At 69.5% G+C, this 18,474-nt stretch carries 15 protein-coding genes and 1 pseudogene; 8 read left to right on the forward strand and 8 right to left on the reverse strand.

Going from position 1 to position 18,474, the window contains the following annotated elements:
• Positions 1–737, reverse strand: a 737-nt coding sequence (locus AOJ26_RS30210; protein WP_053851544.1) for a class I SAM-dependent methyltransferase, incomplete at its 3' end; no start/stop codon positions are given.
• 268 nt (positions 738–1,005) lie between these two features.
• Between AOJ26_RS30210 and AOJ26_RS30215 the strand changes: the two genes are divergently transcribed.
• Entirely contained in the window at positions 1,006–2,100 is a 1,095-nt protein-coding gene (locus tag AOJ26_RS30215; protein ID WP_053851545.1) for a sugar ABC transporter substrate-binding protein, read from the forward strand.
• 6 nt (positions 2,101–2,106) lie between these two features.
• On the opposite strand, the gene AOJ26_RS43980 is transcribed toward AOJ26_RS30215, so the two are convergent.
• The gene (locus AOJ26_RS43980; protein WP_179200255.1) at positions 2,107–2,265 is read right to left on the reverse strand and encodes a hypothetical protein; all 159 of its coding nucleotides are present in this window, start codon (positions 2,263–2,265) and stop codon (positions 2,107–2,109) included.
• Positions 2,266–2,448: 183 nt separating this feature from the next.
• Between AOJ26_RS43980 and AOJ26_RS30220 the strand changes: the two genes are divergently transcribed.
• Together AOJ26_RS30220 and AOJ26_RS30225 are read left to right on the forward strand one after the other, a co-directional pair.
• The gene (locus AOJ26_RS30220; RefSeq protein WP_053851546.1) at positions 2,449–3,651 is read left to right on the forward strand and encodes a sensor histidine kinase; all 1,203 of its coding nucleotides are present in this window, start codon (positions 2,449–2,451) and stop codon (positions 3,649–3,651) included.
• Positions 3,639–4,298: a response regulator transcription factor gene (locus tag AOJ26_RS30225; RefSeq protein ID WP_053851547.1), complete on the forward strand. Its 660-nt coding sequence runs from the start codon at positions 3,639–3,641 to the stop codon at positions 4,296–4,298. Before AOJ26_RS30220 ends, AOJ26_RS30225 begins: the two co-directional genes overlap by 13 nt.
• Before the next feature lie 152 nt (positions 4,299–4,450).
• Here the strand turns inward: AOJ26_RS30225 and AOJ26_RS30230 are convergent, their stop codons facing one another.
• Positions 4,451–4,798 (reverse strand): hypothetical protein, encoded by a 348-nt coding sequence (locus AOJ26_RS30230; RefSeq protein WP_053851548.1) that lies wholly within the window; start codon positions 4,796–4,798, stop codon positions 4,451–4,453.
• A gap of 85 nt (positions 4,799–4,883) precedes the next feature.
• Here AOJ26_RS30230 and AOJ26_RS30235 point away from each other — a divergent pair, with 85 nt between their 5' ends.
• Together AOJ26_RS30235 and AOJ26_RS30240 are read left to right on the forward strand one after the other, a co-directional pair.
• Complete coding sequence (locus tag AOJ26_RS30235) at positions 4,884–5,513, forward strand: RNA polymerase sigma factor (protein WP_053851549.1); 630 nt, start codon at positions 4,884–4,886, stop codon at positions 5,511–5,513.
• Positions 5,510–6,496 carry a CU044_5270 family protein gene (locus AOJ26_RS30240; protein ID WP_053851550.1) on the forward strand — a complete coding sequence of 329 codons (987 nt, stop codon included), beginning with the start codon at positions 5,510–5,512 and terminating at the stop codon, positions 6,494–6,496. The genes AOJ26_RS30235 and AOJ26_RS30240 overlap by 4 nt, the downstream gene beginning before the upstream one ends.
• Positions 6,497–7,890: 1,394 nt before the next feature.
• Here AOJ26_RS30240 and AOJ26_RS30245 read toward each other — a convergent pair.
• The 3 genes and pseudogenes from AOJ26_RS30245 to AOJ26_RS30255 all read right to left on the reverse strand — a co-directional run bounded on the left by AOJ26_RS30245 (position 7,891) and on the right by AOJ26_RS30255 (position 10,821).
• Positions 7,891–8,328 (reverse strand): hypothetical protein, encoded by a 438-nt coding sequence (locus AOJ26_RS30245; protein WP_053851551.1) that lies wholly within the window; start codon positions 8,326–8,328, stop codon positions 7,891–7,893.
• A 166-nt stretch (positions 8,329–8,494) separates the two neighbouring features.
• Positions 8,495–8,647, reverse strand: a pseudogene (locus tag AOJ26_RS42290) (IS5/IS1182 family transposase); the annotation flags it as partial.
• 485 nt (positions 8,648–9,132) lie between these two features.
• A complete protein-coding gene (locus AOJ26_RS30255; RefSeq protein ID WP_063790342.1) occupies positions 9,133–10,821 on the reverse strand; it encodes a recombinase family protein in 1,689 nt (562 codons plus the stop codon).
• On the opposite strand from AOJ26_RS30255, the gene AOJ26_RS30260 reads away from it, so the two are divergent.
• Positions 10,822–11,145, forward strand: coding sequence for an antibiotic biosynthesis monooxygenase family protein (locus AOJ26_RS30260; protein ID WP_053851554.1), 324 nt, complete (start codon positions 10,822–10,824; stop codon positions 11,143–11,145). It begins immediately after the preceding gene.
• A 40-nt stretch (positions 11,146–11,185) separates the two neighbouring features.
• Here AOJ26_RS30260 and AOJ26_RS30265 read toward each other — a convergent pair whose 3' ends face one another.
• On the reverse strand, positions 11,186–12,796 hold the full coding sequence (locus tag AOJ26_RS30265) for a carbohydrate-binding protein (RefSeq protein ID WP_179200254.1): 1,611 nt from the start codon (positions 12,794–12,796) through the stop codon (positions 11,186–11,188).
• A gap of 127 nt (positions 12,797–12,923) precedes the next feature.
• Here AOJ26_RS30265 and AOJ26_RS30270 point away from each other — a divergent pair, with 127 nt between their 5' ends.
• The gene (locus AOJ26_RS30270; RefSeq protein ID WP_053851555.1) at positions 12,924–13,538 is read left to right on the forward strand and encodes a phosphoribosylanthranilate isomerase; all 615 of its coding nucleotides are present in this window, start codon (positions 12,924–12,926) and stop codon (positions 13,536–13,538) included.
• 169 nt (positions 13,539–13,707) lie between these two features.
• On the opposite strand, the gene AOJ26_RS30275 is transcribed toward AOJ26_RS30270, so the two are convergent.
• Complete coding sequence (locus AOJ26_RS30275) at positions 13,708–15,321, reverse strand: alpha/beta hydrolase (RefSeq protein WP_053851556.1); 1,614 nt, start codon at positions 15,319–15,321, stop codon at positions 13,708–13,710.
• 240 nt (positions 15,322–15,561) lie between these two features.
• On the opposite strand from AOJ26_RS30275, the gene AOJ26_RS30280 reads away from it, so the two are divergent.
• Complete coding sequence (locus AOJ26_RS30280; protein WP_159044422.1) at positions 15,562–17,775, forward strand: MMPL family transporter; 2,214 nt, start codon at positions 15,562–15,564, stop codon at positions 17,773–17,775.
• Positions 17,776–18,474 lie beyond the last annotated feature (699 nt).

An 18,474-nucleotide genomic window follows, 5' to 3' on the forward strand; every position in this document is an offset into this window, starting at 1 on the left:
GGATCGTGCCGTCGGGGGCGGGTGGGGGCCGCCGCGCGCAGGGCCTCCCTCAGTTCGTCCCGTCCGGCCGGGGGGAGCGCGGTGACATAGCCGGGCGCCGGGCCCTGGCCGGCCAGGAAGGGACCCCACAGGTCGGCGAAGTCGGCGAGGACGGTGGGGACTTCGATCGGACGCACGACCACGTCGACGAGTCCCGCGGCCGTCCACAGGTCGTGCAGCGGCTGGGGACGGCAACCGGGGAACCGCCGGCCCTCGTCCAACTCGGCGGCCGCGGGGTCGAGTTCGGCGGCGGTGTCCCAGAAGAGCCGCAGCAGCCCCATCCCCTGCGCGTAGTCCCACACGTACGCGGCCACCTGAGCGCCGCCCGGCCGGACCGCGCGGGCCATCCCGGCGACGGCCGCCCCGGGGTCGGGCAGGAAGTTCAGGGTCAGACCGCTGACCGCCACGTCGAAGGCGCCGTCCCGGACGGGCAGGGCCATGGCGTCCGCGACGACCGAGGTCCGGGCCGCCCGAACGAAGCCCTCGGAGCGGTCGCAGCCCACGACCAGACGGGGCCGGCACCGCTCCCGCACCACCGCCGACAGCACCCCGGTGCCGCATCCCACGTCCAGCCAGCGCAGTCCGTCCGGACGCCCGAGCCAGGCCGTGAACTCGCGCGCGACCGCCCGGCTCCAGCGGCCCATGTAACGGTCGTAGGCGGCACCGGACGCCCACACGTCGTATCGCTGTTCGTCCATGGACCCCACGATCCTCGCCCCACCGGAATCCGGCCCCCCGTGCACCGATCCCGCGGTTCGCGACGATGACGGGGTGCGGCCCTTTCGAAGGGGGACCCCTGCCACGGCGTGAGCGCGCTGCCCTGACCGGCGTACAACTTGTGTACGTCGAGGGCCGGTTGCGTGCGCCGGGTGGTGATCCCTTGAAGGAAACCGTCAGGGCGTTTGATCGGGATTGAGGGCACTTACTGTTGCGCCTACGTGACAGCCCCCCACCCACAGGATCGCCATGCGTACCGTCCCCTCCGTCATGGCCGTCTGCGTGTCGGCCCTCCTGCTCACCTCCTGCGGAGTGGGCGACAGCAACACCTCGGTGAGCCCCCGGAAGGGCGACGACATCACGCTGGGTCTGCTGCTGCCCGACCGGGACACCAGCCGCTTCGACCGCTTCGACCACCCCCTGATCAAGAAGGAGGTGGCGGCCCTCACCCACGGCAAGGGCAAGGTCAGCTACGCCAACGCCGGGGCGAGCGCGAAGCGGCAGAGCCGGCAGTTCCGGCAGATGATCGCCGACAAGGTCGACGTGATCGTGGTGGACGCGGTCGACGCCAGGGCGATCGGGCCGGACGTCCGGAAGGCGAAGGACGCGGGCATACCCGTGATCGCCTACGACCGGCTCGCCCAGGGTCCGATCGACGCCTACGTCTCGCACGACAACGAGCTCGTCGGCGAGGTGCAGGGCCGGGCCGTCGTGGAGGCGCTCGGCGACAAGGCCGAGACCAGCAAGATCGTGATGATGAACGGCTCGCCCGCCGACCCCAACACCGCGCTGTTCAAGAAGGGCGCGCTGGACGAACTCGACGGCAAGGTCGTCATCGCGAAGCAGTACGACACCCGGGAGTGGCTGCCGTCGGTCGCCGAGGCCAACATGAAGGCGGCGATCACCTCGATCGGGCTCAAGGACATCGCCGCCGTGTACTCGGCCAACGACGACATGGCGGGCGCGGTCATCGACGCGCTCAAGGAGGCGGGAGCCACCAGGATCCCGCCGGTGACCGGGCAGGACGCGAGCCTCGCCGCCGTGCAGCGGGTGGTGTCGGGCGAGCAGTACATGACCGTGTACAAGTCGTTCCTGCTGGAGGCGACCAACGCGGCGCAGATCGCGGTGTACAAGGTCCAGGGCCGTGACCTCCAGTTCGACGCCCTGATCCGCGACAAGGTCGACAGCCCCACCCAGCGGGACATCCCGTCACTGCTGGTGCCGGTGGTCGCCCTGACCAGGGACAACATCCAGCAGACGGTGATCAAGGACGACGTCTACACGGTGAAGCAGATCTGCACGGCCGCGTACGCCGCGGACTGTGCGGAGATCGGCCTCGAGTGAGGCTCCTCAGGGGCCGGTGCGCACGCGGCGCACGACGAGAGCGGTGGCCGTCAGCGCGGTGACCGTGCCGAAGGCCAGGTGGACGGCGGTGTCGGCCGAGGTGAAGGACGCCACCGCGTTGCCGAGCACGCTGAGGACGAGCAGGGGCCAGAGCAGAAGCTTCACGGGGTACTCCAAGGACGGTCGGGATCTCTTCGGTGAGGACGACGCTATGGGCCCCGCCGCGTCCGGACGATCCAGCCCTCGGCCCGTTCCGGGGTACAGCAGGCTGTACTTTCCGCCTCCCGGCCTGTCGGCGGACCCGCCCTCCGCCTAGGGTCGGTGTCCTCCGGACCGAAGGAGGCACACATGGCCACCGCCGACGTCAGGGGCCTCGTCGTGGGCACCGCGACGACCGCGGCCGCCGCACTCGGCCAGTTGGTCTCCGGACTCGGTACGGCCGTCCTCGCCCCGTTCGTGCTGCTGTGGCTGCTGGCGCCCGGCGGGGTACGCGTGCTGCACGCCCTGGCCGGCATGGAACGCGTCCGGCTCGCCCGCTGGGGCCCCGAGGTCATCGCCCCCGCACCGCCGCCGACGCGCCTGCGGAACGCCCTCGGCGACCCCGTGACCCGGCGCGAACTGCTGTGGCTGGTCCGGCATCTGGCGGTGGGCCTGCCGCTGGGCCTGCTCGGGTTCGTCCTGCCGGTGCTCGCCCTGCGGGACACCCTGTTCCCGCTGTACTGGCGGCTCGCCCCGAAGGACGCGACCGCCACGTCCATCGGGATCGGCGTCGCGCACTCCTGGCCGGACGCCCTCGCGGTGTGCCTGCTCGGCGTGGGCTGGATCGCCATCATCCTGGGGCTCACACCCGGCATGGCAAAGCTCCAGGCGAACCCGGGGCGCCGGCTCCTGTCGGCCGGTCCCGACGCCGATCTCTCGCTGCGCGTCGCCGAGCTGACCGCGACCCGGGCCGCCGCCCTGGACGCCCACGCCACCGAACTGCGGCGCATCGAGAGGTCGTTGCACGACGGCACCCAGAACCGGATCGTCACGGTGACCGTGCTGCTCGGGGCCGCCCGCCGGATGGTCGCCCGCGACCCGGCCGGCGCCGACGAACTGCTGGAGCGGGCCCAGTCCGCGGCCGAACAGGCGCTGGCCGAGCTGCGGACCGTCTCCCGCAGCATCCTGCCGCCGGTGCTCGCGGACCGTGGCCTCGCGGGCGCGCTCACGGGGCTCGCGGCGGAGAGCGCGGTGCCGTGCGCGGTCGACGTGGAGGTGGAGCGGCGGTGCGCCGCCTCCGTCGAGGCGACCGCGTACTTCGTGGTCGCCGAGGCGCTCACCAACATCGCCAAGCACAGCGGGGCGTCCCGGGCCGCGGTCACCGTCCGCGCCCCCGGCCCCACGCTCCTGCTGCGGGTCACGGACGACGGCCGGGGCGGGGCCGACGAGCACACCGGCTCCGGCCTCTCCGGCATCCGCCGCCGGGTCGCCGCCCACGACGGCACCCTCCGCCTGACGAGCCCGCCGGGCGGCCCCACGACCCTGGAGGTGGACCTGCCGTGCGGATCGTGATCGCCGAGGACGACCCGCTGCTGCGGGAGGGCCTGGCGCTGCTGCTGCGTGCCGAGGGGCTGGACGTGGTCGGCACGGCCGACTCCGCCGAGGGGGCGCTGGACGCCATCGACACGCACAAGCCCGACGTGGCCATCCTCGACGTACGGATGCCGCCCACGCACACCGACGAGGGGGTCCGCGCGGCCGTCGAGGCCCGGCGGCGCAGGCCCGACCTCGCCGTCCTGGTGCTGTCCGCCTACGTCGAGCAGAGCTTCGCGACCGAGCTGCTGACCGGCGGGGTCGGCGGACTGGGCTACCTGCTCAAGGAACGGGTCGGCCGGGTCGAGGAGTTCCTGGACGCGCTGCGCCGGGTGGCGTCCGGCGGCACCGCCATCGACCCCGAGGTGGTCGCCCAGCTGTTCACGCGGTCCCGCAAGGACGTACGGCTGGAGCGGCTCAGCCCGCGCGAGAAGGACGTCCTCGCCCTCATGGCCGAAGGCCTCGGCAACAGCGCCATCGCGGAGCGGCTGTTCGTGACCGACGGGGCCGTCCACAAGCACATCCGCAGCATCTTCGCGAAGCTCGATCTGTCGCCGACGGACCAGGTCGACCGGCGCGTTGCGGCCGTACTGCACTACCTGGAGGACGCGCGGCGGCTGTCGTAGCGAGGCGGCGTGCGGTCACCGGCACGCGGACGGGTCCCCGGGGCCTCCCTCGCCGCCCCGGGAACCCGTCGCGGTGCCTCCCCTGGTGCTGTTCGTCGCCCGCCCCGGATCGGATGTCGTCCCGCCGCGGAAAATCGTGACGCGGCTCGCGGCTACTGCTGGGCGCCGCCCGCGAACTGGAGGGAGATGCGCCGCAGGACCTCCGCGGCGGTGTCGGTGCGGCCCTCGTCGTGCGCCTCGGCCAGCTGGACGAAGGCGAACGCGAAGCAGTGGGCGATGCTCGCGATGGCGGGCCCCAGTTCCTCCACCACGGCGTCGGCCGCCGCGTGGCCACTGGCGTCCGCGGGGAGCTGGATCCGTGGGAGGGTCTCCACGAGCAGCGCGGAGACGGCCCCGGTCAGCGAGGCCTGCTGGTCGGGATGCTCGCGGACCTGACGCCGCATCTCCAGGGCCTCGGTGAGGATGCCGACGACGTTCTGCATGACCTCGCGCTGTTCCATGGGACCGCAGCGTAGGTGCTCCACGGAACACGTCGTGTGATCCACCGCACAGGAACCCGGTGCACAGGAGCGGAGCGTCACGGGTGTGAGGGAAACAGAGGCGGTGGAACCGTCACGCGCACGGATCCGGGACGGCGACCGGGCGGCCTTCGGGGAGTTGTACGACCTGTACGCGCGGGCCGTCCACAACCACGCCCTGCGGCTGACCGGGAACTGGGCGGACGCCGAGGAGGCCATGTCCGAGACCTTTCTGGCCGCCTGGCGGACCCGGGAGACCGTCGAGGCGGAGGGCGGCTCGCTCAAGCCCTGGCTGCTGGGGATCGCCACGCACAAGGCGTACAACGCCAACCGCGGGCTGCGCAGGCGGCTCGCCTTCCTGGCCCGCAGTCCACAGCCGCGCCCGGTCGAGGACTTCGCCGAGGAGACCGCGGGCCGGATCGACGACGCCCGCCGCCTGGCCCTCGTCCGGCAGGCGCTGGGCCGGCTCAAGCGCCAGGACCGCGAGGTCCTCGCGCTGTGCGTGGCGGCCGGGCTCGACTACCGGCAGGCCGCCGAGGCCCTGGGCGTGCCCGTCGGCACCGTGCGCTCCCGGCTGTCCCGGGCCCGGACCCGGCTGGCCCTGCTCAGCACGCAGGCGGAACCGCCGCCGTCCCACGGAGAGATGGAGAGCGAGGCCGCGCTCGCGGCCCTGTTCCTGAAGGAGGAGACCCCATGAACGAGGCCGAGGAACTCCTGGCCACAGCGGAGTGGGACCTCCCGCCGGAGCGTCACCGTCACTTCAAGGACGTACTGATGCAGCGCATCGACGACGACGAGAACCGAGCCGCGAAGCCCTCCGTACGGCGCCGGCTCGCCCGGCCGGCCGTGCTGGTCCCCCTGGTCTCCGCGGCCCTCGCGGGAGCCCTGCTCACCACGCTGACCACGGACGGGCAGCCGCCGCAAACCCCGGCCACCAGTGCCTCCGGCACCCTGAACCGGATTGCCACGGCCGCCATGGCGAGCGACACGGTCCGGGTGCGGGACGACCAGTTCGTGTACGTCAGGACGCTGGACCGCTCCAACACGGGCGGCTTCGGCGGCCCGGTGCGACTGGGCGCCCTGCACACCGAGGAGAGCTGGACCGCCCAGGACCCCGGTCCCCTCAAGGTCACCGGCTGGCTCCGCTCCAGCGGCAAGGACGCGGTCATGCCCGGGCAGCTCATCCCGGTCGAGTCCGCGGACACGGTCCCGGCGGGCGTCCTCCACCCCACCTACCGGTGGCTGGCCTCCCTGCCCACCGACCCCGACGCCCTGCTGCGCCGGCTCCGCGAGGAGGCCAGGCCGGTCGAGGGCGAGTCGCGGGACCAGGCGGTGTTCTCCCTGATCGGCGACCTGATCGGCGGCACCGTCATGCCGCCCGCCAACGCCGCCGCCTTCTACCGGGCGGCCGCCCGGCTGCCCGGGGTGCGGGAGATCCCGGACGCCGTCGACGCGGCCGGCCGGCACGGCATCGCCATCACCCTCGACGACACCGGCTTCGCGACCCGCCACGAGTGGATCTTCGACAAGGAGAGCCTCGCCCTGCTCGGCTCCCGCTTCTACCTCACCGACCCGGACCGGGGCATCACGACCGAGACCCTCGCCGGCACCAGCGCCGTGATGGAGACCGCCGTCGTCGACAGGAAGGGCGAGGTGCCCGCCCGGGCCGCGTCCCGCTGACGTCCCGTTGATGCCCCTTGGCGGACAATGGCCGCCAAGGGGCATCGTCAAGATCGAATGTGTCAAGGTACGCACATGACGCCCTGCCTGTACGCCATGGGGAGGACGCACAGGCAGGGCAGCCGACACGCTGAGCCGTGTTAGCCGTCCTCAGCGCGCCGGAGTTTCACCAGCGGATAAGTTCCGCATTTCCACCGACACAGGCGGGGCAGGCGCGCTTGAACGTCCATCCGCAGAGTGCATACTGACATGGCGAAATGTATCGAGTGCGGAACAATGTTCGATATCGAAGACGCACGAAATGAGTACAACGCAGAGTTCAACGGAGACCCGAATAACTACGACGAACGGTACGGCGACGGCGAATTCTGCGGAAGTTATGGGACTTCATTGCTCACTTACGACACCTATGCAGGGGTGCCCTGACCAGGCATCATCGCTTCATGCTTACGAGTCTGCTGCCAGGGTTCCGTCACTTCAGGACCCCCTTCGCTGTCGGTGTCCTGTGTGCGTTTCAGGTATGGATGCTGTTCGGGGACTGGATACCTACTAGGAATGAAGCTCAGGGTTTCATTAAGCGCCTGTACGCGCTCGGAGAATTAGCAGGTCGACCCGCAGTAGCCGCTGTCGTCGCGTTCGCACTGTATCTCTTGGGTGATCTAGTGAAGCTGTCAGCGACGCAGGTGGCAAGAACACTCAATAACCTGAAACCGGGTATGCGTACGGCACTGCTGGGCAGAGATTCGTACCGCGACCTTCACTTGTACGCTGAAAGCCTTCGAGGCAGAGCAGGTGAAGCATTCGATTTAATGGCTGCAATGAGTGCCGTAATGCGTGAGCTTCCTGAGGTCAGGATGCGCCTAATCGCGGAACACTTGGAAGTCTATCTAGAGCACGATCGCCTTGATTCGGAGGCAGACTTTCGGGTCAATCTTGCGGCATACTCCATCACTCTGTGGGTTACAGTCGCAGTCCTTTGTTCTCCGTGGTTCCTGTTCGGTCTAGCCGCTTCCGCGTTGTTGTATCTGAACGGGTTCCGAGCGCTTCGGGAAGCTAACGGAGTGCTTATGCAGTCCCTTATTTCAGGCATTGTTGAATCACGTGTGTATGCAGAAGGAGGACACCATCCTCACTCACATCCGTGACCGTCGTGAAGATACGCGCAAACGCGTCCAGTTGCGGAGCTAGCTTTTTGCCTCCCTGCCGTGCTCCTGTCAGGCCCGGAGGGGTCATCCCCCCCGGGGGTGGGTATCTCAGCAGACATCAGGACGGCGGAACGTCGTCAGCCCAGGGCCGGTATTCGTGGTCAGCCGCTCCCTGCTGTGAGCGCTGTTCGGCATGGAAGCCTCCTGGTTCGCGCTTACAACGGCTAACAGAATGGGCACTAGGGCCGCTTACAGGTATCCCGGGTCACCGTTGGCGTTGAACCTTGTCAGCAAGCGCTCCAACAGCTCCAGAAAGTGCCGGAGGTCATCCGCCACCTTGTCGAACTCCGGTTCGTCCAGTGACGCCGTCCGCGTCCGGTAAACGGCCCCATCTGGCCCCGCGACGTAGATCAGGCCGCCGCCGTTCGAGCCGATGACCAGGCCATCGGCGACAACGCCGTACTCCTGTAGCCGCAGCAGGACGTCACTGGCTGGATCAAGGAAGTAGCCGTTGCCGACGTCTGCCCAGGTGACATCGCCGATGTTCTCGTAGAAGGTGACCAGGTCAGCTGGTGTAGGGGTGACTTGGGCGAGCGCGCGAGCTGCGGCTTGATCGTCGTGGTCGGCCGGCCGGACCTGGTTGGTCCCAGGGGGATAGCCGTGCCGGTGCTCGAACTCGCCTGTCATGGCCGTGAGAGTCTCGGAAACTCTGTCTGTCCACGAGGTTAGCCAGGCAGGCGAAAACGATCGGTCACTCATGAGGCCGGATCATGGCATGCGCCACGGACATCCATGAGGTGTGTAGCGGTTCCAGCGTCAGCGCCATGCCCTGAGTTGCCAATGGGTGATCAAGCAGCAGGCCGTACAGCACCGCCGGGTCCGGCAACGGCTTGTGACCTGGATACCGGAACCTGGGCTCACGCTGCGGCAGCAGCGGCTCCAGACGGTCCTGGAGCTCATCCGACACGATCCATGGCGACGTCCCCACACCGGACCGAACGCTCAACTCCCGTCCCGTTTGTTAGCCGCTAATAGCAGCCTGCTGGCGCTCTCCGTGTAGGTATTGCTGTTTGAGGTGGGGGTCGCTGTGTTGCTTAGAAACTCCTAGTGACAAATCGCGATAACTGCATAAACTACATTTCCTACACTTAAGGTAGCTAAGATACAGTTTTGGTGGCGCGTCAGTATCCTTTCTGTCTCAGGGCGGTTTTCGCTCCGTTTCCCGCTGACCCCCTCAAGGCTCTGAGGGGCCGCATGGGCACCCGTCTGTCCGTCGCCGGTAGCGGAAATCCCGAAGCTCTGAAAGCCCCTCAGTGATGCTCGCAGGGCAGCGGAAAGCCCCGCCGGGCATTGCTGCCTGACGGGGCCTGGTGGTGCTACGCGGCAAGAGCCTCCGGGAAGCCCATGAGCGCCTCTTGGAGCGCCTCAAGCCATCTATGTGCTCCCGCTGTTCGTGTGTTGCCGTCTCCGGCCTTCACAGCGCCGTGACTGCTAGACGCTACGATTGGACGCCTCAGCCCATTGCACGGTCACCCGTTCTGCTGTCTTCGCGTTCCGGCCCCTGCCGTTCGCCTTGGCCACGGTCACGCGGTCGATGAACAGCGCCAGGAATTCACGCCGCGTTGCCAAGTCCCATCTGCCCCATGTTGACTCCGGCCCCAGTGGGTCGCCCTCGGGATCGGTCCATCGCGACGGGATCGCGATCGCGTCCGTTTCAACGGTTCGCAGTTCCTCTACGCGGCCCGCAGTACGTGCCTCATGGGCCGTTAGCCGCTGCACCGACTCCGCGAACATCGCGTCGCCCACTGCGCCCGCGTACAGCCCTGCCTGCCTGTCGGTGTACAGCATGCGGAGGGCTTCCCGTACGTGTTCCAACTCGGCTCGTGCGGCCGTTAGTTCAGCTTGCCGTTCGCCCGTATCAGCCTGCGCAGCGAACCGGCGCGATGCCTCGGCAAGCCACTCCGAATCGTCCGGTTCTTCGGGGTCCAACGCTGTCAGACGCGACCACACATCACGTGCAACAACATCATCAGTGACGTCCATGTTGATCGCGAGACCACCGTGTCCCTCCACGGCGCCGGACATGGCACGGTTGCAGCGGTAGAGCGTCTTTCCGTTTCGCTTGTCCGTGACCATGGTCGAGCCGCACACCTCGCAGAACAGCATCCCGGCGGAACCAAGCAGGGATGGAACAGAGCGGCCTCCCTGCCTCACAATCTGCGGCGTACGCCTGTCAAGCACGTCTTGCAGCCTCCACCAGTCATCGGTGGAGACGATGCCTTCATGCGCCACAAGGGGCGCTCCGGTGTCATCGCGGACCACGGCACGCTTGACGCCCTGGTTCTCAGCGGCGTAGCCAGCGAGACGCGGGTCACGCAGGATGCGCAGCACGGTGGAGGACACCCACGCAGTTCGCTCCAGGGGCGCGCTGATCCCTCGGGCCCGACGCGCAGCCACTCGGGCCGTCATGTCCGCTGCCTTGGTCGGCACGTGTTCAGTGTTCAACTTGCGTGCGATGGCCGATGCACTCATTCCGTCAAGCGCCCAAGAAACCATGTCGCGGACGAGTGGGGCTTCAGCCGGGTCTGGAATCAACTTCACCACTACGAGTTCACCGCGCGGCTCCCGTGTTGACTGGAAGCCGTACGGAGCCATGCCGGACACGTGGGAGCCGGCGGCACGGAGCGTCTCTTTCGTCGCCGTGATGTATGCCGACTTCAGGTCTGACTCCTGCTGAGCCAGCGCGGCGATGAGGCCGAAGATTGCGACACCCATGGGGGTGGACGTATCTAGGTACGGCTCCTCCACGCTGACGAGAAGTACGCCGTGCTTGGCCAACTCTTCGTTGATCAGCATCGCCTCAAGGGCGCCTTGCCGGGTCAGCCGAGACAGCGAGAAAACGACTACGGCGTCTACGTGACCTGTGCGGACGGCTGCCATCATCTCTTCGAACTCGGGCCGGACCACCTTCGGGTCCCACCCTGATTTGCCGACGTCGGCGAAGTGACCGGCACTGTCCCAGCCCTTTGCGGTGATCAGCCCTTCACACTTGGTTCGCTGCGCCTCGGGCGACGATGCAGAGTCGTCCTCACGACGCTTTGACTGGCGGATGTAGGAGACTGCGCGTACACGGTCCAGGTTAGGGGCCCAGCTAGGGTCCCGCTTTGCGAGAGGTGTCATGTGCCTAGCGTGGTGAAGATCAACGTACTCACGGTCCCCGAGGAACAGCGCGAGACGCTGGAGAAGCGGTTCGCCTCCCGGGCGGGCAGCGTGGAGAACTCGGACGGCTTCGAGTGGTTCGAGCTGCTGCGGCCCGTCGAGGGCACCGACACCTACCTCGTCTACACGCGCTGGCGCAGCGAGGAGGACTTCCAGAAGTGGATGTCCGGGATGTCGCAGGCCTCGCACGGGGCCGGCGGCGAGCAGGGCCGTCCCAAGCCCGCCGCCACCGGCTCGACGCTGTGGAGCTTCGAGGTCGTGCAGCAGGCCGCGCCCAAGCAGTGACCTGAGCGGACCCCGGGCGGGCAGCCCGGGGTCCCGTGGTCTACAGCGTGACCTGCTTGCCGCCGAAGGTGACCACCAGGGAGCCGTTCGAGGCGAACGACCAGCCGAGCGCGCCGGAGTAGGAGGAGCAGCGTGATCCGTTGGTGCCGGACCAGAACTGGTTCGAGCTGTCGGCGTCGCCGATGATCCGGTCGTTCGTCCCGCTGCTGAAGCGGCAGGAGGTGTTGGAGCGGAACACCGAGGTGCCGCCGTCGAAGTTGAAGTTGCGCTCGGTGTTGTCGACGGACACGTTGTTCGACACCGCCATGGTGCCCGGGTTGCTGTTCCACGTGAAACCGTGCTTGCCGTTGGCGTAGGCGATGCTGTTGCGCACCACGTGATTCACTGCGATGTCGTCGCCGCCGAGCTTGTAGCCGTTGCGGTCGCCGTTGCCGGCCTGGGAGCCGTCGCTGAGGGTGCCGTTGTCGTAGGACAGGGAGTACTCGACGGTCACCGGGCCGATCGCTCCGGTGTCGGTCTTGGTGTAGAGGTCCCAGCCGTCGTCGATGTTGTGGTGGGAGACGGTGTACCGGAACACGTTCCCGGTGCCGGTGGTGAGCTTCGCGGCGAAGCCGTCGGCGTCCTCGCCGTCGCTGTCGGCGTTGTCGTGCGACTCGGAGCTGAGGATCAGGTTGTTCGCGGGCCACTGGGCGGCCGGCGTGGAGGAGGCCATCCGGCCGAGCTGGAGGCCGGTGTCCCGGTTGAAGCGGGTCACCGTGCGCTCGACGACGTTGTTGCTGCCGCCGATGTAGATGCCGTTGTCCCCGGCGTGCTCGACGACCAGGCCGTAGATCTTCCAGTAGTTCGCGTTGAGCTGGATGCCCCGATTGGCGGAACTTTCGCTCTGCGCGGCGAAGTTGAGCACCGGGGTCTCGCCCGGGTAGGCCGAGATCGTGGTGCGGGCGGCGGAGGTGCCGTTGCTGCCGGCCGGGACGGTCACCGTCGAGGAGTAGGCGTACGTCCCTCCGCGCAGGTAGATCGTGCCGCCGGCGGAGATGCGGCTGATCGCCGAGGTGAGCGTGGTGGGCGCGGTCACCGTGCCGGCCGCGCTGTCGGTGCCGCTCGGTGACACGTACAGGGCGCTGCTCGACGGCGGGGTGGTCGTGCCGGACGTCTCGGCGTCCAGGTAGTCGACGTTGGGCAGCCCGTTGGCGCTGGTGGGGTTCAGCCGGATCGTGTTGCTGCCCGCGACCAGCGGGACGGTGAGCGTCCTGGTGGTCCAGGCGGTCCAGGTGCCGGTGGACTCGAAGGACGCCGAGGAGACCGTCGAGCCGTTCACGATGATGTCCGCGGGGCGGGCGGTGGTGGTGCCGTTGGCGAAGCGGACGCTCAGGGTCGCGGTCTGCGCGGCGGACGCGGAGACGGTGAACTGGGCGTAGGCGCCGGTGGCGTTGGTGCCGTTGCAGAATCCGCTGCCGGAGTAGCCGGCGTACTCCGTCTCGACGGCTCCGGTGCAGATGGCGGGGGAGGTCTCCGCCTCGATGGGGGTCCCCCCGCTCGAACGGAGTTGAGAGTGGGGGAGGGTGGTGGCGGCCTGGGCGGTGGTGCCGGAGAGTGCGACGAGCGTGCCGGCGACGAGGCCGACGGATGCGAGGACTGGTCTCAGGTGCATCGTTCGTCTCCCTGGTGTGCGGCTGCGGGGGCACGTACCGTTCGGAAGGTAAGCGCTTGCCATGGTCGCGTCAACGGTTGTGTATGTGATCGTTGTTCATGTACGCGAATTGGATACGGTGGGCGGCATGACGCTCTTCGTGAAGATCTGCGGCCTGAGGACCGAGCAGGACGTGGACACGGCCGTCGAGGCCGGTGCCGACGCCATCGGGTTCGTCTTCTCCGACAGCCCGCGCCGCATCGACCCCGCCACCGCGGCGCGGCTGGCCGCCAGGGTCCCCGAGAGCGTCCTCACGGTGGGGGTGTTCCGCCGCGAACCCCTCGACCACGTCCGCTCCGTGGCCGCCGAGTCGGGCATCCGGGCGGTCCAGCTCCACGGCCCCGAGGACCGCGGCTACTACGCCGAACTGGCCGGTGGGGGCTGGACGTTGATCCGTGCGGCCGCCTTCGGCGAATCCGTGCCGCGCTGCGGGGAGCTGGGCGAGGACATGCTGCTCCTGGACGCGCCGGTGCCGGGCTCCGGGATCGCGTGGGACTGGTCGCGCAAGCAGGTCGCGGGCGCGGGCGAGAAGTGGCTGCTCGCGGGCGGGCTCACGCCGGAGAACGTGGGCGAGGCGGTGGACGTCACCCGGCCCTGGGGTGTCGACGTGTCGAGTGGCGTGGAGGCGAGCCGGGGGGTGAAGGACCCGGCCCTGATCACGGCGTTCGTGGAGGCGGCTCGGGCGGGGGCGGCGACGGGGTGAGCTGATCGCGGGTGCCGGGTGCGTTGTGGCTGGTCGCGCAGTTCCCCGCGCCCCTGAGGGCGTGCGCAGGTCCTCGCGGCCCTGAAGGTCGTGGCGGGGGAGTGCTTCCGGAGATGCTCGGGACGTGACGGGGCCCGGGCCTCCCCCAGGAGACCCGGGCCCTTTGCGGTCAGCGCAGTGAACCGATGCGGTCGATCCGCTCGTTCACGCCGTTGTTCAGTTCCGTGAGCGTCGTGCCGGGCGGTGCCACCGTGGGCTCGGACGTGGGCGGCTGGGTCTCGTCCGCGCAGGTCGTGCCGCGGGCCGGGACCTTCAGGTCCACCAGGTAGTCCGTGATCGCGTCCGTCGCGCACACACTGCGGTTGAAGGCGGTGTGCCCTTCCGCGTCGAAGGTGAGCAGACGGGCGTTGTCGAGCTGACGGGAGAGGGCCACCGCGTCCTGGTACGGGGTGTCCGGGTCACCGGTGTTGCCGACGACGAGGATCGGCGCGGAGCCCTTCGCGTGGAAGTTCCCCGCGTAGCGGCTGGTGTGCTCGCCCTTCCACTGCGCGCACGCGGTGGCGTGCTGGTGGTCGTAGGTGGGCGGGCCGTACGCCATGGCCGGACCCAGCAGCGGGGCCAGCCTGGCGTTGGTGGTGACCTGGCGCTTCAACAGGGCCGGGTCGGCCGGGTACTTCTTGTCGACGCACTCGACCACGACGTTCGGGTTGAGGAAGTCGAAGCTGGCCGGGGACGGCGGCCGCAGCAGGAACGAGGTGTTGTCGCGCTGCTGCGCCTTGCGCAGGGCCTCGCCGAAGGAGGGCCAGATGACCTTGCCCTCGTTGATGTTGAACATCAGCCGGTAGACCAGCGTGTAGCCGTTCGCCCGGCCGCCGTTGGCGGTCGGCACCGGGTTGGCGTCCAGGTCGGCCTTCAGCTTCTCGAAGGCCCCGCGCGGGTCGCCGTCGCCGAAGCCGCAGGTCGCCTGGTCGGCCTTGCACCAGTCCAGGAAGCGGCTCATCGCGCCGTCCAGGGCCAGGTACTGCGGCCGGTCGTAGGCGTAGGGCCGGTTCGTGTAGTGCTCCGGGTCGTACGCCCCGTCCAGCGCGAGCGCGCGGACCCGCTTGGGGAACATCGCGGCGTAGACCGTACCGATGTAGGAGCCGAACGAGCGCCCGTAGTAGGTCAGTTGCTTCTCGCCGAGGGCCTGGCGCAGCAGGTCGATGTCCCGGGCCACGTACTGGGTGCCGACGTACGGCAGCAGGTCGCCCGCGTTGTCCTGGCAGGCCTGGTCGAAGTCGGCGGCCTGCCGGACGGCCGGCTCGTAGGCGTCGGGGCCGGGGACGCCCTTGGCGGCGGTGACGGCCGCGGTGTAGGTCGGGTCGTCCCAGCACACGACCTGGGAGCTGCGGCCGACGCCGCGCACGTCGTAGCCGAACACGTCGAAGTCGTCGCGGAGTTCGGCCGGCAGGTCGGCGTAGTTGTTGCGCACGAAGTCCACACCGGAGTTGCCGGGGCCGCCGGGTTGCAGGAACAGCGTTCCCTTGCGCCGGGAGGGGTCGGCCGCCGGCTTGCGTATGACGGGGAGGGTGAGGGTCCTGCCCTGTGGATCCCGGTAGTCCAGGGGCACTTGGGCGTTCGCGCACTCGAAGCCGCCCTGGCAGTCCGACCAGGTCAGGGTCGGGACGGTCGGGGCCGGCACGGTCGGGGTGTCCTGCGCGGCCGCCGACACGGGCGACGCGGTCCAGGCCACGGCGAGCGCGCTCACCGCGGCTCCGGTGAGTCTGAGTCGTCTGAACTTCACTGCTGTTGTTCCCCCTTGGGCTGGTCAAGCCTCAGAGAATCGGTTGTCTCACTGAGAACACACAGAAAAACACCCGGCCCGGTTCCCGCCGTCCGGTGGTAGTCCCGGCGGCCTACCCGGGGAGCGCCGCGTACTGCGTTCCGAGTACGGGGAGGTGTCGGCAGGCGCACGACGACATCGCCGCCCTCGTCCCGACAGCCTGGACGGACTGTTCGGCACCAGATGTGGAGATCCCCCGACGTGGCTACTTTCCTCTACCGCGTGGGCCGCCTGGCCTGCCGGCGACGCTGGTACGTCGCCCTGGTCTGGGCGGCCGTCCTGGCCGCCGTCGGCCTGGGCGCCCTGAAGGCGCCCGGCGCGGCCGACGAGGGGTTCTCGATGCCGGGCATCGAGTCCCAGAAGGCGTTCGACCTCATGGAGGAGCGCTTCCCCGGCGCCACGGCCGACGGCGCCACCGCGAGGGTCGTGTTCGTCGCGCCGAAGGGTGAGAAGGTGACCGCGGCCGGCAACAGGAAGGCCGTCGAGGACACCGTCGCCGACCTCGCCGACGGCTCGCAGGCCGCGTCGGCCGTGGACCCGTTCCAGGCGAAGGCGGTGAGCGCGGACGGCACGACGGCGTACACCACCGTCACCTACAAGGTCGCCTCCGACGACCTGACCGACTCGAGCAGGCACCAGCTCGACCAGGCCCTCGACCGGGCCCGGGACAGCGGACTGACCGTCGACGCCGGCGGCACCGCCCTGGACGACGGTGGTGGCGCGGGCGGCGCGGCAGAGGTGATCGGTGTCGCCATCGCCGCGGTTGTGCTCCTCGTCACCTTCGGCTCCCTGGCCGCCGCGGGACTCCCGCTGCTGACCGCGATCATCGGCGTCGGCGTCAGCATGGCCACGATCCTCGCCCTGTCCGACGCGCTCGGCCTGTCCACCACCACCGGCACCCTGGCGATGATGCTGGGCCTCGCGGTCGGCATCGACTACGCCCTGTTCGTCGTCTCGCGCTACCGCGAGGAGCGCGCCAACGGCCGGACGCCCCAGGAGGCGACGTCCCTCGCGGTCGGCACGGCAGGCTCCGCGGTCGTCTTCGCCGGCCTGACCGTCGTCATCGCCCTCGCCGGGCTCTCGGTGGTCGGCATCCCGATGCTCACCAAGATGGGCCTGGCCGCGGCCGGGGCGGTCGTCGTCGCCGTGTTCATCGCGCTGACCCTGGTCCCGGCCTTCCTCGGCTTCTGGCCGAACGCGGTCCTGCGGCGCAAGGCCCGCGGGAGCGGCCGCGTCGAGGAGGGGACCAAGGACAACGGCGACAACGGCGGCACCCGCTGGGCCCGGTTCGTGCTGCGCCGCCCGCTGCCCGTGCTGCTGCTCGGCGTGGTCGGCCTCGGCGCCCTCGCCCTGCCGGTGACCTCCCTCCAGCTCGGCATGCCCGGCGACGAGGCCAAGCCGGCCTCCACCACCGAACGCCGGGCCTACGACGCGCTCGCCGAGGGTTTCGGGCCGGGCTTCAACGGCCCGCTGACTGTCGTGGTGGACGCGAAGGGCGCCGACGACGCCAAGGGCGCGGCCGCCGCGGTCGCCAAGGAGATAGGCGCGACCAGGGGTGTCGTGTCCGTCTCCCCGGCCCGCTTCAACGCCACCGGGGACACCGCCGTCTTCTCGGTCGTGCCGTCCACCGCGCCGACCGACGAGAGGACCAAGGACCTGGTCACCACGATCCGCGGCGAGCGTCCCGGCGTCGAGTCCGCGACCGGCGCCACCTTCGAGGTCACCGGCACCACCGCCCTGAACATCGACATCTCCGAGAAGGTGCAGTCCGCGCTGGTGCCGTACCTGGTCGTCGTGGTGGGCCTCGCGGTCGTGCTGCTGCTGGTGGTCTTCCGCTCCCTGCTCGTCCCGCTGAAGGCGGCCCTCGGCTTCCTGCTCTCCGTCCTGGCCTCCCTCGGCGCGGTCGTCGTGGTCTTCCAGGAGGGGCACGGCGCCGCCCTGCTGGGCGTGGAGACCACCGGCCCGATCATGAGCCTGATGCCGATCTTCCTGGTGGGCATCGTCTTCGGCCTCGCCATGGACTACGAGGTCTTCCTGGTCTCCCGGATGCGCGAGGCGTACGTCCACGGCGAGACGTCCCACCAGGCCGTCACCTCGGGATTCCGGCACAGCGCCCGGGTGGTCGTGGCCGCCGCCCTGATCATGATCGCGGTCTTCGCCGGGTTCATCGGCGAGAGCGACTCCATGATCAAGATGATCGGCTTCGGTCTCGCCGCGGCCGTCCTGCTGGACGCCTTCGTGGTCCGCATGGCCCTCGTGCCCGCCGTGCTCGCCCTGCTCGGAGACAAGGCCTGGTGGCTGCCGAAGTGGCTGGACCGGATCCTGCCCCGCGTGGACGTCGAGGGCGAGACCCTCACCAGGCCGGCCACCACCCCGACCCCAAGGCCCACCGACCGGGAGACGACACCCGTCTGATCCCACCGGCGCCGTGTCGGTCGGGGACGGCGGCCGACCGGTCCGGCCAGTACCCGTCGGCCGACCGACGACCCGGGCCTGGTCCGCGCCCGTCGCCCGGATGACGGCAGGGCTTCGATCAGGACCGTGTCGGCCGGTCGGCGGCACGTGCTGGGGTGGTGCCAATCGGTCGGTCGGGTGGCGGCACATGGCTGGGGTGGTCCCGATCCGTCGGTCGGGTGGCGTTACGCGGTTGATTGATCGGTGCGCGCCCGCCGACCGGGAGACGACACGGGGGCTGATCCTCCGGTCCGTGTCGGCGGGCCGGCAGCGAGTGCCTGATCCGTCCGTCGGTCGGGTGGCGGCACGCGACTTGTTCGGTCCCCCGTCCGTCGGGTGGCGGCACCCGGTTGATCCGGCCGAGTCCGCCGACCAGGAGACGACACACGTCCGGACCGGTCCAGTCCGCGCCCCCGCCGACCAGGACGCCCCCCGCGTCTGATCGATCCCACCCCCCACGGACCGTCCATGTCCTACGGCACGGGTGGCCTCGTTCGCTCACCATGGGGGTCCAGGCCCACTCACCGGAGAACGCGATGACCACCAGCCCGGAGCGGCGCTACACGGACCGCCTGGAGGAGTTCTCGGCACGCCATCCCTTCCTCGTCGACCTCTCACTGGCCCCCGCGCTGATGGGTTCCGCGTCCCCCGCCGCCTCGC

Source organism: Streptomyces sp. NRRL B-24085, assembly GCF_001282115.1.
Taxonomy (GTDB): domain Bacteria; phylum Actinomycetota; class Actinomycetes; order Streptomycetales; family Streptomycetaceae; genus Streptomyces.

Excerpts from the sequence above, each read along its gene's own strand:
- AOJ26_RS30240 (WP_053851550.1), top strand. The coding sequence starts at position 5,510 with ATGAACGAGGCCGAGGAACTCCTGGCCACAGCGGAGTGGGACCTCCCG.
- AOJ26_RS30230 (WP_053851548.1), bottom strand. The coding sequence starts at position 4,798 with ATGGAACAGCGCGAGGTCATGCAGAACGTCGTCGGCATCCTCACCGAG.
- AOJ26_RS30215 (WP_053851545.1), top strand. The coding sequence starts at position 1,006 with ATGCGTACCGTCCCCTCCGTCATGGCCGTCTGCGTGTCGGCCCTCCTG.
- AOJ26_RS30220 (WP_053851546.1), top strand. The coding sequence starts at position 2,449 with ATGGCCACCGCCGACGTCAGGGGCCTCGTCGTGGGCACCGCGACGACC.
- AOJ26_RS30270 (WP_053851555.1), top strand. The coding sequence starts at position 12,924 with ATGACGCTCTTCGTGAAGATCTGCGGCCTGAGGACCGAGCAGGACGTG.
- AOJ26_RS30245 (WP_053851551.1), bottom strand. The coding sequence starts at position 8,328 with ATGACAGGCGAGTTCGAGCACCGGCACGGCTATCCCCCTGGGACCAAC.
- AOJ26_RS30255 (WP_063790342.1), bottom strand. The coding sequence starts at position 10,821 with ATGACACCTCTCGCAAAGCGGGACCCTAGCTGGGCCCCTAACCTGGAC.
- AOJ26_RS30265 (WP_179200254.1), bottom strand. The coding sequence starts at position 12,796 with ATGCACCTGAGACCAGTCCTCGCATCCGTCGGCCTCGTCGCCGGCACG.